General features: G+C 54.5%; 13 protein-coding genes. 10 read left to right on the top strand and 3 right to left on the bottom strand.

Going from position 1 to position 12756, the window contains the following annotated elements; genetic code table 11:
- Window positions 1-26: 26 nt before the first annotated feature.
- Entirely contained in the window at window positions 27-1247 is a 1221-nt protein-coding gene (gene metK, locus ACT3RP_RS17570; protein ID WP_096276150.1) for a methionine adenosyltransferase, read from the bottom strand.
- 265 nt (window positions 1248-1512) lie between these two features.
- On the opposite strand from metK, the gene tkt reads away from it, so the two are divergent.
- The 7 genes from tkt (at window position 1513) to ACT3RP_RS17535 (ending at window position 8611) form a co-directional block, all read left to right on the top strand.
- Window positions 1513-3528, top strand: coding sequence for a transketolase (gene tkt, locus ACT3RP_RS17565; RefSeq protein ID WP_441686319.1), 2016 nt, complete (start codon window positions 1513-1515; stop codon window positions 3526-3528).
- 3 nt (window positions 3529-3531) lie between these two features.
- Window positions 3532-3885 carry a CidA/LrgA family protein gene (locus ACT3RP_RS17560; RefSeq protein ID WP_096276154.1) on the top strand — a complete coding sequence of 118 codons (354 nt, stop codon included), beginning with the start codon at window positions 3532-3534 and terminating at the stop codon, window positions 3883-3885.
- Window positions 3875-4609, top strand: a complete 735-nt coding sequence (locus ACT3RP_RS17555) for an LrgB family protein (protein WP_483394233.1) — start codon at window positions 3875-3877, stop codon at window positions 4607-4609. Before ACT3RP_RS17560 ends, ACT3RP_RS17555 begins: the two co-directional genes overlap by 11 nt.
- An 80-nt stretch (window positions 4610-4689) precedes the next feature.
- Entirely contained in the window at window positions 4690-5727 is a 1038-nt protein-coding gene (locus ACT3RP_RS17550) for a type I glyceraldehyde-3-phosphate dehydrogenase (protein WP_483394232.1), read from the top strand.
- A gap of 25 nt (window positions 5728-5752) precedes the next feature.
- Window positions 5753-6922, top strand: a complete 1170-nt coding sequence (locus tag ACT3RP_RS17545; RefSeq protein ID WP_483394231.1) for a phosphoglycerate kinase — start codon at window positions 5753-5755, stop codon at window positions 6920-6922.
- A gap of 99 nt (window positions 6923-7021) precedes the next feature.
- A complete protein-coding gene (gene fba, locus ACT3RP_RS17540; RefSeq protein WP_096276162.1) occupies window positions 7022-8086 on the top strand; it encodes a class II fructose-bisphosphate aldolase in 1065 nt (354 codons plus the stop codon).
- Window positions 8087-8260: 174 nt separating this feature from the next.
- Window positions 8261-8611, top strand: a complete 351-nt coding sequence (locus ACT3RP_RS17535; RefSeq protein ID WP_483394230.1) for a hypothetical protein — start codon at window positions 8261-8263, stop codon at window positions 8609-8611.
- A gap of 20 nt (window positions 8612-8631) precedes the next feature.
- On the opposite strand, the gene ACT3RP_RS17530 is transcribed toward ACT3RP_RS17535, so the two are convergent.
- Complete coding sequence (locus ACT3RP_RS17530; RefSeq protein WP_096276166.1) at window positions 8632-9003, bottom strand: hypothetical protein; 372 nt, start codon at window positions 9001-9003, stop codon at window positions 8632-8634.
- Window positions 9004-9223: 220 nt separating this feature from the next.
- Here ACT3RP_RS17530 and ACT3RP_RS17525 point away from each other — a divergent pair, with 220 nt between their 5' ends.
- Genes ACT3RP_RS17525 through ACT3RP_RS17515 form a run of 3 tightly spaced genes read left to right on the top strand, consistent with a single transcriptional unit; the run spans window position 9224 to window position 11263 of the window.
- Window positions 9224-9925 (top strand): HAD-IA family hydrolase, encoded by a 702-nt coding sequence (locus tag ACT3RP_RS17525; protein ID WP_444672625.1) that lies wholly within the window; start codon window positions 9224-9226, stop codon window positions 9923-9925.
- Entirely contained in the window at window positions 9925-10299 is a 375-nt protein-coding gene (locus ACT3RP_RS17520) for a translation initiation factor Sui1 (RefSeq protein WP_096276170.1), read from the top strand. The genes ACT3RP_RS17525 and ACT3RP_RS17520 overlap by 1 nt, the downstream gene beginning before the upstream one ends.
- A gap of 55 nt (window positions 10300-10354) precedes the next feature.
- Complete coding sequence (locus ACT3RP_RS17515) at window positions 10355-11263, top strand: nuclease-related domain-containing protein (protein WP_096276172.1); 909 nt, start codon at window positions 10355-10357, stop codon at window positions 11261-11263.
- An 11-nt stretch (window positions 11264-11274) separates the two neighbouring features.
- Here ACT3RP_RS17515 and ACT3RP_RS17510 read toward each other — a convergent pair whose 3' ends face one another.
- On the bottom strand, window positions 11275-12606 hold the full coding sequence (locus ACT3RP_RS17510) for a deoxyguanosinetriphosphate triphosphohydrolase (RefSeq protein WP_096276174.1): 1332 nt from the start codon (window positions 12604-12606) through the stop codon (window positions 11275-11277).
- Between the last annotated feature and the right edge of the window lie 150 nt (window positions 12607-12756).

Genomic DNA, 12756 nt, shown 5'->3' with positions numbered 1-12756 from the left:
CTCTTACAAAGCGTGTAGCGAAACGCTTACAAATTAGCGGCCTGGCGCAGCGCATCGGCTTTATCGGTTTTTTCCCACGGAAAAGCCGTAAAGGTTTCCTTATGCTGCTCGCCTTTATCATCGCTCCAGGTGTAGCTGTGCTCGAACGGCGCACGGCCAAAGTGACCATACGCGGCGGTGAGCTGATACATCGGGTGCAGCAGATCCAGCATTTTGGTAATCGCGTAAGGGCGAAGGTCAAAGTGCTCACGCACCAGCGCCACAATCTGCTTGTCTTCAATCTTGCCGGTACCAAAGGTGTCGATCGACACCGAGGTCGGCTCAGCCACACCAATCGCGTAGGAGACCTGAATCTCGCACTTATCAGCCAACCCTGCCGCCACGACGTTTTTCGCCACATAGCGGCCCGCATAGGCGGCGCTACGATCTACTTTCGAGGGATCTTTGCCTGAGAAAGCACCGCCACCATGACGCGCCATGCCGCCATAGGTATCCACAATGATCTTACGTCCGGTCAGCCCACAGTCACCGACCGGGCCGCCGATAACGAATTTGCCGGTTGGATTAATATGGTACTGGGTGTTGTCGTCTAACCAGTCAGCGGGAATAACGTGCTCAATAATCTCGCGCTTAACCATCTTGCGCAGATCTTCTTGCTCAATGTCTGGATCGTGCTGGGTAGAAAGCACGATAGCATCGACACCGCAGGGGCGGCCCTGGGCGTTATAGCGGATAGTGACCTGGCTTTTTGCATCAGGGCGCAGCCAAGGCAGCAGGCCATTTTTGCGCAGCTCGGCTTGGCGCTCGACTAAACGGTGAGAATAATGAATGGGTGCGGGCATGAACGAGTCGGTTTCATTGGTCGCATAGCCAAACATCAGCCCCTGGTCGCCTGCCCCTTGATCTTCTGGCTTGGTACGATCAACGCCCTGGGCAATCTCAACGCTCTGCTTGCCGATGAGGTTAATCACGCCACAGGTAGCGCCATCGAAGCCTACTTGTGAGGAGCTATAGCCGATGTCCGTGATCACATCACGGACCAGCATTTCCAGATCGACCCACGCGGACGTCGTGATTTCACCGGCAATAATCGCCACCCCGGTTTTTACCATCGTTTCACAGGCGACGCGCGCCTGTTTATCACGGGCGATGATGGCATCTAATACGGCATCAGAAATCTGGTCAGCAATCTTATCAGGATGACCTTCGGAGACCGATTCGGAGGTAAACAGGGAATATTCGCTCATCGCGCACTCGACCCTCTGTATGACGGCTGTAGCAAATCCACAGCATCAGCAGGAAATCATGGCAGGTGCCCCTGCCCGTATATAGAGGCGGCAGCATCACGTTCTCTACCACCTCGGGAGGCAGAGTCTACACGCTGTAGGCGGTGCTTCCCAGAACGCGTGCCCCAGAATTTACCGGCACATTTATCTCTGCATTTGCCGCCACATGGGAAGTCAGCGACAATAGCGCCTTTATAATTTCTGTTTTCAGGCGAGGAGCACTCCCATGCCGTCCCGTTTTGAGCTAGCCAATGCCATTCGCGCCCTTTCCATGGATGCTGTTCAGAAGGCCAAATCCGGCCATCCGGGCGCTCCTATGGGCATGGCTGATATTGCCGAGGTGCTATGGAATGACTACCTCAAGCACAACCCCGAAGACCCCAAGTGGGCCGATCGCGACCGGTTCGTGCTCTCCAATGGCCATGGCTCCATGCTGCTTTACTCGTTGCTGCACCTCAGCGGCTACGAGCTTAGCCTGGAACAGCTGCAAAATTTCCGTCAGCTGCATTCGCCCACGGCAGGGCACCCGGAGTTTGGCTATGCCCCAGGCATTGAAACCACCACGGGCCCTCTCGGCCAGGGTTTTGCTAACGCGGTAGGCTTTGCCATTGCTGAAAAAACATTGGCGGCGCAGTTCAATCGTCCCGGCCATGCCATTGTCGATCACCATACCTGGTGTTTCTTGGGCGATGGCTGCTTGATGGAAGGCATCTCCCACGAAGCAGCATCACTGGCGGGAACGCAGCAGTTGGGTAAGCTGATTGCGCTGTACGACGATAACGGCATCTCAATCGATGGCGAAGTGGAAGGCTGGTTTACCGACGATACCGCCAAGCGCTTTGAGGCTTATGGCTGGCACGTAGTGCCGAACGTCGATGGTCACCAGCCTGAGGAAGTTAAAGCGGCCATTGAACTGGCGAAGAGCCACGACGATAAGCCTAGCCTGATTATCTGCAAAACCATTATCGGTTTTGGCGCGCCTAACAAGCAGGGCAAAGAAGACGCCCACGGCTCACCGCTGGGTGACGATGAAGTCGCCCTGGCACGCACACAGCTGGGCTGGGAGCACGCGCCATTCCATATCCCTGAGCCGATCTATTCTGCCTGGGATGCTCGCGACGCTGGCAAAAAGGCGCAGCAGGCGTGGGAAGACCGCTTTGCTCGCTATACCGACGCTTTCCCAACGGAGGCGCGTGAGTTCAAGCGTCGCATGAAGCGCCAACTGCCTCCTGAGCTTGCCACTGAAGCATTGATTGAGCAGGCCCAAGAGAAGGGAGAAAGCATCGCATCGCGCAAGGCATCCTTTGAAGCGCTGAATGTGATTGGCCCACAAATGCCGGAACTGTTGGGCGGCAGCGCTGACCTCGCACCGTCTAACCTAACGTTCTGGAAAGGTGCCAAGGCGATTACCCCTGAAGATGCCAGCGGCAACTACCTGCATTACGGCGTACGTGAGTTTGGCATGGGCGCGATCATGAACGGGATCGCGCTGCACGGAGGCTTAGTGCCTTACGGCGCGACCTTCCTGATCTTTATGGAGTACATGCGTAACTCCATTCGCATGGCATCGTTAATGGGCCAGCAGGTGATTTACGTGTTTACGCATGATTCCATCGGTCTAGGTGAGGATGGCCCGACGCACCAGCCGATTGAGCAGCTCACTAGCCTGCGCACGACGCCGAATCTAAACACCTGGCGCCCCTGCGATGCGGTCGAAACCGCCGCCTCTTGGGATGCGGCGATCAAACGCCACTCCGGCCCGACCGCGCTGGTACTCTCACGCCAGAATCTGCCGCACCAGCAGCGCACTCAAGCGCAGCTAGCGGCCATTCAAAACGGGGCTTATGTTCTTAAAGACCCGACTATTAAAGACAGCCAAGGCACGCCACAAATGCCGGAGCTGATTCTGATTGCCACAGGTTCGGAAGTATCGCTCGCGATGGACGCCGCTGCCGAACTTGAGCAGCAGGGTAAAGCCGTTCGCGTTGTGTCCATGCCCTCGGCGTACCGTTTCAATGGCCAAGACGCTGACTACCGTGAAAGCGTACTGCCCAAAGCGGTCACCAAGCGGATCGCGATCGAAGCGGCACATGCCGACTACTGGTACAAATATGTGGGTCTGGAAGGTCGTGTGATTGGCATGACGACCTACGGCGAGTCTGCACCCGCGGACGATCTGTTCAAACACTTCGGCTTCACGGTCGACAACATCGTCAAGCAAGCTCACGAACTGCTCGGCTAGGCCATGCCAGCACTCAGTGGCTTTTTATGGCTGATTAGCTACTGGCTGATCGGTGAAGTGGTCATCTACTTCACCGGGCTGCCGGTCTCTTCAGGCGTGATCGGCATGCTGCTGCTGTGTGCTACGCTTGCGCTGTACGGTCGTGTACCTAGCAGTATTGCCGCGGCCGCACAGCCGCTCATCGCGCTGCTCGCTATGCTGATTATGCCCGGTGTCGTCGGTGTGTTTTTTATCATTGGCGAATTAGCCGGGCAGTGGACGGCTATCCTGATCGCCTTAGTGGCGGGCACACTGCTTAGTGTTGTCACCACCCTTTGGTTGCTTAAGCGACTGATCGGGCAATCTTATGACCGCTGACCTATCGCTATTAGAGCTGCTCACCGCCACGCCGCTATTTGCTGTAGGGCTAACGCTGGTTGCTTATTTGCTTGGTAACCGGCTATTTCAGCGCCTTAAGCGCCCTTCTTGGCTACCCGCTATCTTAATTGCGGCGCTGCTACTTGCCGGGGCGCTCGCGCTGATAGGGCTGCCTTATCCGATCTATCAACAGGGCGCGATATGGCTGACGGTATTGCTGGGGCCCGCGACAGTGGCGCTAGGTATGCCGCTTTATCAACAGCTGCCGCGGATTGTTGAACTCTGGCGGCCGCTGGCAATTTGTTTACCCATTGCCGCCACGCTAGCGGCTTTCTATGCGCTTGCTATTGCCTGGTTGCTGGGCAGCTCCAACACCATACTTGCCTCCATTGCGGCCAAGTCCGTGACGGCACCGATTGCTATCGGCATTACCGAACAGCTTGGCGGTAAGGTAGCGCTGCTAATGGGGGCACTGCTGATAACCGGTGTTATCACCATTCCATGCGTCAGCATTGCTGCACGTTTGCTGCATATCGACGATGAACGCTTGATCGGTTTCGCTCTTGGCCTGAATGGGCACGCCATTGGTACCGTCAGAGCATTCGAGATCAGCCCCGCGGCGGGGGCGTTCGCGTCACTAGGAATGAGCCTTACAGGCATTTTCACTGCCATACTCCTGCCGCTTGCGTGGCGACTGCTAGGCATGAGCAGCGGATACGCATAGCCGACTGAAATACGCTACTATCGCGGGGTTTGCTACCCCACTTTTGATCATCGATTTACTTTTAAGAGCCGCCTTTGTGTATGGCTAATTCCGCCTCTACGTATCGCATCGCTATTAACGGTTACGGACGCATTGGCCAATGCGTGCTGCGGGCCCTCGTCGAGCGGCAACCACCGGACATTGAGATCGTTGCTATCAACGAACTCTCTGATCTCGCTACGATTACGTATCTGACGCGCTACGACACAACACATGGCCGTTTTCCAGGTGAGGTCGATAACGATGGCCAGGATCTCATCGTTAACGGCCAGCGCATCCAGATACTGTGCGAACAAGATCCGCGCAATTTACCCTGGAAAGCACTCGATGTAGACCTAGTGTTGGAGTGTTCGGGAAGCTTTAAAGACCGCGCCTCGGCCGAACTGCATTTAGCCGCGGGCGCCAAGCGGCTGCTGTTTTCTCAGCCCGCAGAGAATGACGTTGATGCCACCATTGTGTGGGGCATTAATGAAGATCAGATGACGCTGTCCCAGCGCATTCTTTCCGCTGCATCGTGCACGACCAACTGTCTGGTGCCGCTGTTAACCGTTTTAGATGAAGCGCTAGGGCTTGAGCACGGCGTGACGACGACGATCCACTCGGCGATGAACGATCAGCCGGTGATTGATGCCTACCATCAAACGGATCTGCGCCTCACTCGCTCGGCGATGCAGTCGATTGTTCCCGTCGACACCGGCTTGGCGCTCGGTATTAGCCGCCTAATGCCTCACCTAGCGGGCCGCTTTGAGTGCTTACACGTCCGCGTGCCGACGATTAACGTCTCTGCGATGGACGTGGCCCTCACGGTTCGTAGCGATACTCACCGTGATGCGGTGAATGCGCTGCTCCTGACCGCCAGCCAACAGCGTTTGAAAGGTGTTCTTGGCTACACAGAAGCCCCCATGGCGTCGATTGATTTTAATCACGATCCACGCTCAGGCATTCTGGATGCTACCCAAACGCGAGTCGCTGGCAAACGCCTCATCAAACTGCTGTGCTGGTTCGACAACGAGTGGGGGTTCGCGAATCGTATGCTCGATATTAGTCATCGACTGGCCAGACTTTCGACAGAAACGTAAATCTGAACACGAGGAAACCGCTCACATGAATGTGAAGAAAATGACTGACCTTCCCTTGGAAGGACAACGCGTGCTGATCCGTGAAGATTTGAATGTGCCCATTAAACATGGTCGCGTCTCAAGTGACGCCCGCCTGCGCGCAGCGCTGCCCACCATTCAGGCAGCAGTGGACGCTGGCGCAAAAGTCATGCTGATGAGCCATTTAGGACGCCCCACTGAAGGCGAACCTGCCGATGAGTTTTCTCTTGCCCCCGTTGCTGAGCATCTGAGCGGCCTATTGGGTCGCCCGGTGCCTCTAGTGACCGCGTATCTAGGCGAAACGCTGGCACTTGAAAAGGGTGATGTCGTGCTGCTTGAGAACGTGCGCTTCAACAGCGGCGAAAAGAAAGATGACGAGCAACTGGCGAAGCAGTACGCCGCGCTGTGCGATATTTTTGTTATGGATGCTTTCGGTACGGCCCATCGGGCACAGGCCTCGACCCTCGGCGTCGCCCGCTTTGCACCAAGCGCCTGCGCTGGGCCGCTGCTGGCCAAAGAGCTCGACGCGTTACAAAAAGCGTTGGCGAATCCGGCTCGCCCTATGGCCGCAATTGTCGGCGGTTCAAAAGTATCAACAAAGCTAGATGTGCTCACGACGTTAGCTGATAAATGCGATCAACTGATTGTTGGGGGAGGAATCGCCAATACCTTTATTGCCGCGGCGGGCTACAATGTCGGTAAATCACTCTATGAAGCTGACCTGATTGGTCAGGCTAAGGCGTTGATGGAAAAGGTCTCGATCCCACTCCCTACCGATGTCGTTGTGGCCACCGAGTTTTCTGAATCAGCGCAGGCGGTTGTCAAACCCGTCGATCAAGTAGCCGACAATGAGATGATTTTAGATATCGGCCCTGAGACGGCGGCTCACTTAGCCACCATGCTTAAAGACGCTGGCACCATTTTATGGAACGGGCCGGTCGGTGTGTTTGAAATAGATCAATTTGGTAACGGCACTCAGGTTATTGCCCAGGCCATTGCCGATAGCGCGGCTTTCTCTATTGCCGGTGGTGGTGATACGTTAGCGGCCATTGATAAATACGCCATTGCGGATCGCGTTTCCTATATTTCTACCGGTGGCGGTGCCTTTCTTGAATATGTTGAAGGCAAACAGCTACCGGCCGTGGCAGCCCTCGAAGCGGCTGCCAAACGCGGCTAATTTGTTGTAAAAAAACGCATTAGACAACGTGAATCCGTGTGCTTGCAGCACGGGTTCACATAACCAGTTCTTCACAACGTCTACAGATAAGGTGATTTCATGGCTCTGATCAGCATGCGCCAGATGCTCGACCACGCTGCCGAATACGGCTACGGTATTCCGGCTTTTAACGTCAATAACCTTGAGCAGATGCGCGCCATTATGGAAGCCGCCGATGCCACCGACTCGCCGGTCATCGTGCAAGCATCTGCGGGTGCGCGTAAATACGCAGGTGCGCCGTTTCTGCGTCATTTGATTTTAGCCGCGGTTGAGGAGTTTCCTCATATTCCGGTGGTCATGCACCAGGATCACGGCACCAGCCCTTCCGTCTGCCAGCGCTCTATTCAGCTCGGTTTCTCCTCGGTGATGATGGATGGCTCGTTGGGCGAAGACGGCAAAACGCCGACTGACTACGAATATAATGTTGACGTTACCCGTCGTACGGTAGAAATGGCACATGCCTGTGGCGTCTCCGTTGAAGGTGAGCTGGGCTGCTTGGGTAGCCTGGAAACCGGTATGGCCGGTGAAGAAGACGGCATTGGCGCTGAAGGCAAGCTGGATATGGAGCAGATGCTCACAGACCCTGAGGAAGCCGCCGATTTTGTTAAAGCCACGCAGGTCGATGCACTGGCCATCGCCATTGGCACCAGCCACGGCGCTTACAAATTTACCAAGCCACCCACGGGCGATACGCTTTCAATCCAGCGCATCAAAGAAATTCACGCGCGTATTCCAGATACCCACCTAGTGATGCATGGCTCGTCTTCTGTGCCGCAAGAATGGCTGGAAATCATTAACCAGTACGGCGGCCAGATCCCCGAAACTTACGGCGTACCGGTCGAAGAAATTATCGAAGGGATTAAACACGGCGTTCGTAAGGTCAATATCGACACTGACCTACGCCTAGCCTCTACCGGCGCAGTGCGTCGTTTTATGGCTGAGAACCCCGCTGAATTCGATCCGCGTAAGTTCTTGAAGGAAACCGTCACGGCGATGCGCGACCTATGTATCGCCCGCTACGAAGCGTTCGGTACCGCCGGCAATGCCAGCAAAATCAAGCCGATTAACTTAGAAGAGATGTTCCTGCGCTATGAGCGCGGCGAACTGGCGCCTAAGATCAAATGATCGCCTAACTAAGCCTGTTAAAAAAGACGACCCATAGGTCGTCTTTTTTGTACCGCTCTCTTTTCATAACCCAGGTTATAGTCCGCAAAACGCATATTGCAATGCAGCATTGATGCGCTGACACTGTGTATTAGGCCACGAGGTTTCGCGGCCCAACACAGAGGCAAGCCGCTTATGAAACACTCATCCACCCTGTCATTGGTCCCCACCACGCCAGTGGCGATGTTCGATATATGGAAAGTCGGCCTGATGGCGTGCGAGCTATGGTCTACCTCTCTGTCCACCATCACTATGCGTAACCACTTATGGCAAACGCAGCCGTTCTTCAGCCCTAAAATGATGCAAGAGCATCAACGCATGGTTACCGAAAAACTCGAGGCCAGCATGGAAGCTGGCCTCGTCATGCAAAAAGCACTGTTTAATTCAATGAATGGTCAGCTCGCCCCATGGTGGGTCACTAGCAAGCGTACAATGAAGCCTTATTACCAGCGTAGTAGCGCTAACTCCCGCCGGCTTGCCCAGTAGCATTACTTTAGGCACTGACGCTACTCGTTGTCGTCAGTGCCATCATCGTTGTCATTGTTTTCTTCTTCACTGCTGTGGATTGCATCATTTGGACTGCCGGTGCCTCCGGTGCCAGCGCCAGGGCTTTCTTCTTCCCCCGTTGAAGGCGCAAGCTCTACGTCATCCTCGCCTGCGCGAGTTTGATCACTCGCCTCACCAGCGTCGTTAGACGAAAGCTCTCCATCGCGCTTTACCGATCCTGCCTTTATGCCGTACTCCTCCTCCAGAGCTTTATCATTTAGTGGCGCGTGCTGCTCGTTTTCTGGTGCGTGATTATCGGCAAAAACATAGCCCGTCGTCGCGAGTAAAGCAGCGCTAAACGTAAAGAGAAGAACCCAGGCAGTTAATCGCATAGCGCGATCTCCATTGGTGATGACAGGGGATATTGCATACTATATCGTCAACGCAGTCGTCGTAAAATTGAGCATGGCTATTTTAAGCTGGCTCAAGAGCAATACGCTGGCAAGCAAAAAATAACAAAACAGTGTTCACAAAAGGCAAAAAATCCCGTTCAATAGAGGGTGATTGGCTTAACTAACACTGGCAGCGCTTGAGCCGCTGCAAGGAAATGCAATGCCGCTCCCACTTTTGCTGTTTGACTGTGATGGCACACTCGTTGACAGCGAACCCATTCTCGCGGAAGAAATGGCCTTAGGCCTCAATGCAGTAGGGCTGCCTTTTGCTGCCACTGACTACCTTGGCGAATTTCGCGGCGCGCGCTTTCGACGGATTGTTGCCGAACTGCAAAAACGACACGGCGACGTCGATCCAGACAAGCTCGACAGCATGGAAACTCACATGCGGGCTAACTTAGCCACGCGACTTTCCCAGGAACTAACGACGATACCCGGTGCCCACGAAGCACTGGATATATTGGCTGGCTACCCCAGCGCCGTGGTATCCAACGGCCCAGAAAGTAAAATTCACACCGCGTTAAGTGTTACGGGCCTTGGCGACTATTTTGGGAACCGTTTATTCAGTGGCTATACCGCCAATTGCTGGAAGCCTGAACCCTGTTTACATCTACATGCAGCGAGTATCATGGGCTACTTGGCACGTGACTGTATTGCCATTGATGACGCACTAGTGGGTGTTCACGCGGCCCAGCAAGCCGGAATGACGGTCATCCATTTAAATCGTTTTCCCGATGCCGAGACAACGCCTGAAAACGCTATTATGATCAGCAATATGTATCAGTTACCTGCAGTAGTGGAGAGACTCACTCGTGAATATTGGCAAATCCCTGTGCCTCAACACTCGGCTGGGGGGCGGTAATGGCGTCTTTGCGTGATCAGTTAGGTGGGCTGGTGTATTCCACCGAGCACGGTAAAACCTGCCCGACCTGTAGAGAAGCACTTGATGCATGTAATTGCGATAATGCAAGTGAGCTGGAGCGGCTAGCGGCTCTCGATGGCGTGGTTCGTATTCGACGTGAAACCAGCGGCCGCAAAGGCAAAGGCGTGACTACCGTTAGCGGCATTCCTTTGCCAAGCGACGATCTCAAACGTTTGGCAAAAACGCTTAAACAGCGGTGTGGAACGGGTGGCGCGGTTAAAGAGGGTATTATCGAAATCCAAGGCGATCATCGAGACACCCTACATCAGGCGCTGAGCGCTCTCGGATACCAGGTCAAATTCGCTGGAGGTTAATACCTCTATAATACGATGACTTATCGCTAGGTAAGTCGCAGAGCAAGGCACTGCAATGGCTTGGTTGGAATATTTGCTACCGCTAATTTTTTTATTCCCGATGGCGGCAATGGGCAGCATCGTGTTGGCGCTACGTAGCTTACATGACGCCCGTGTTCACTCTCCTTTCAATGCGCCCCTTCATGAACCAGGCCAAGCATTGCGCTACCGCCTTGACCAAGCGTTTTCTAGCCTATTTTTAAACGGTGCGCTAGGGCCCATCATCAGCCTGGCGCCACTCGTTTACGGCATGGGGCGCATGCTATTTGTCGAACGACAAGACTGGGTTGAATGGGCACTGTATGGCCTGCTAAGCACATTACTCGTTCTAATATTTTCATTGCTATTAGTACGTGACTACCAGCGCATACGGCGATTAAAGCTTGGCTTGGCTTGCGAGCTTGCCGTTGGGCAAGAGCTTGCGAGACTCGTTCGCCCCGACGCACACCCCTACTACGTTTTTCACGATGTGCCCACCGATAGCTTTACCATCGATCACGTCGTAGTGACGCCTCACGGCATTTTTGTGGTCGAAACACGAGCTAGAACGCTGGCTATTGGCACCGATGGCCATGAGCTCGATACAGTGGCCGTAGAACGAGAGCGTTTGCGCTTTCCTCACTGGCAGGAGCGTAGGCCGCTACATAAAACACGCCAGGGCGTGTGCTGGCTCTCTCACTGGTTAGAGCGACGCTGTGGCGTCCCTGTTGCGGTGCGCGGCGTGCTGGTACTCCCTGGCTGGAAAATAGATAACAGTGATGCGGCTACCGATATTCTGGTGGTGAGCGGTGATACCCTCGCCAAGCAGCTGACCGAGCTAAACACCGGCCCGCTCAATGATGTCATACATGATAAGGTCATCAACGTTTTGCTTGAGCGCGCCAGACTCTTGGAATTAAAGCACCTCAGTCAGCCATCGGTGTAGAGGAAAGATGGTTAGTCGCCGCGTAAGCGACCGCCCATCTCCTGAGCTAAGTCCACCGCGTAGTGGTCGGTCATCCCGCCGATAAAGTCCAGCATCCGTCGATAGCTATCATAGAGCGGCCAAGACGGCAGCGGCGTATTTTCACCAATAAGAGCCAGTACACGCTGATGCTTAAACGATGAATGCCCCGTATGGTGCAGCTCGTGAGCCGCCCCAATAAATGCCTCGAGAAGGATCCCTAGCGTTGTATAAGCGCCAATTTCTAATTTTGCCTTACGCTCGTTTTGGAAAATACGCTCGCGGGCTAACTGCTTGGCGGCCTGTACACCCCAGCCTAAATCCGGGTGGCACAGCTCTAATAGATCATTGCTAAGCGTACCGTTCAGCAAAGCCTGCTCATGCTGAACGAATACCGCACCCACATCATTGACGGCACGCTCCATGGCGGCGCCACGTAGTAATGCGATGCGGCGCCGCTGGGATACGTTGCGGTCTTGCATGTCGGTATATTCGGGTGGAAACTCTCCGGCAATCTGGCGCAGAATCTCGACGACTTCTTCGTAACGCAGAATGCCCATTTCTAAACCATCTTCAAGGTCCAGCAGCGCATAGCAGATATCATCAGCAGCCTCAACGAGCCAAGCGAGTGGATGACGGCACCACCGCTGCTCACCCCGGGGCAGCAACCCTACCGCTTCAGCGACCTCTTTGAGCAGTGCCTGCTCCGATTGATAAGCGCCGAACTTACCTGCCCGCCCACTATAGCGGACAGTCCACGGATATTTAAGCAGGGTTCCAAGCGTGGCCGACGTAAGCCGCATACCTCCATTGAACTGATTATATTCAATTTGAGTAATAACGCGAAAGCCTTGAGCATTGCCTTCGTAAGTCAGCAGATCTTCTCGTTCAGCATCGGATAGGCCCTCAAGCAGACCACTGCTCTGGGCACGCTGAAACCAATCGCGGATAGCATACTCACCGGCGTGTCCAAACGGCGGGTTGCCAATATCGTGGCCAAGGCATGCCGTTTGCACTATCACACCCAGGTCTGCCGGGGTAATCCATTCGGGCAGCTGATCACGCAGCAGCTCACCTACGATCATTCCCAGTGAGCGACCGACGCAGCCCACTTCTAACGAGTGAGTCAAGCGGGTATGAATATGATCGTTTTCTGTCAGCGGATGGACCTGGGTCTTGCGTCCAAGGCGTCTAAAAGAACCAGAGAAAACAATTCGGTCGTGATCTTTATGAAAAGGGCTACGGCCTATTTCTCGAGTGCTTTCTGAGCGTTGGTCGTGAAGACGACGTGGGGAAAGTAGCTGTTCCCAGCGCATCTGTGTCATAAGCATTCCTCCTGAAGGAGTGCATTCTGCCATAAAAATAGCCACGGGCAGACGCGCGACTCAACATTAAGATGCTTTAACCCTTATTGGTTAAAGATGATGCAAAAAAAATCCCCCGGGGCGTTAGCCTCGGGGGATTTTTCGTATAAG

Origin of the sequence: Halomonas sp. AOP5-B2-8, assembly GCF_052376475.1 — a bacterium.
Classification (GTDB): domain Bacteria; phylum Pseudomonadota; class Gammaproteobacteria; order Pseudomonadales; family Halomonadaceae; genus Vreelandella; species Vreelandella casei.
This window is presented reverse-complemented; position numbering and strand designations above follow the sequence as displayed.

Excerpts from the sequence above, each read along its gene's own strand:
- ACT3RP_RS17530 (WP_096276166.1), bottom strand. The coding sequence starts at position 9,003 with ATGCGATTAACTGCCTGGGTTCTTCTCTTTACGTTTAGCGCTGCTTTA.
- metK (WP_096276150.1), bottom strand. The coding sequence starts at position 1,247 with ATGAGCGAATATTCCCTGTTTACCTCCGAATCGGTCTCCGAAGGTCAT.
- tkt (WP_441686319.1), top strand. The coding sequence starts at position 1,513 with ATGCCGTCCCGTTTTGAGCTAGCCAATGCCATTCGCGCCCTTTCCATG.
- ACT3RP_RS17520 (WP_096276170.1), top strand. The coding sequence starts at position 9,925 with ATGGCGTCTTTGCGTGATCAGTTAGGTGGGCTGGTGTATTCCACCGAG.
- ACT3RP_RS17545 (WP_483394231.1), top strand. The coding sequence starts at position 5,753 with ATGAATGTGAAGAAAATGACTGACCTTCCCTTGGAAGGACAACGCGTG.
- ACT3RP_RS17555 (WP_483394233.1), top strand. The coding sequence starts at position 3,875 with ATGACCGCTGACCTATCGCTATTAGAGCTGCTCACCGCCACGCCGCTA.
- ACT3RP_RS17525 (WP_444672625.1), top strand. The coding sequence starts at position 9,224 with ATGCCGCTCCCACTTTTGCTGTTTGACTGTGATGGCACACTCGTTGAC.
- ACT3RP_RS17535 (WP_483394230.1), top strand. The coding sequence starts at position 8,261 with ATGAAACACTCATCCACCCTGTCATTGGTCCCCACCACGCCAGTGGCG.
- fba (WP_096276162.1), top strand. The coding sequence starts at position 7,022 with ATGGCTCTGATCAGCATGCGCCAGATGCTCGACCACGCTGCCGAATAC.
- ACT3RP_RS17550 (WP_483394232.1), top strand. The coding sequence starts at position 4,690 with ATGGCTAATTCCGCCTCTACGTATCGCATCGCTATTAACGGTTACGGA.
- ACT3RP_RS17510 (WP_096276174.1), bottom strand. The coding sequence starts at position 12,606 with ATGACACAGATGCGCTGGGAACAGCTACTTTCCCCACGTCGTCTTCAC.
- ACT3RP_RS17560 (WP_096276154.1), top strand. The coding sequence starts at position 3,532 with ATGCCAGCACTCAGTGGCTTTTTATGGCTGATTAGCTACTGGCTGATC.
- ACT3RP_RS17515 (WP_096276172.1), top strand. The coding sequence starts at position 10,355 with ATGGCTTGGTTGGAATATTTGCTACCGCTAATTTTTTTATTCCCGATG.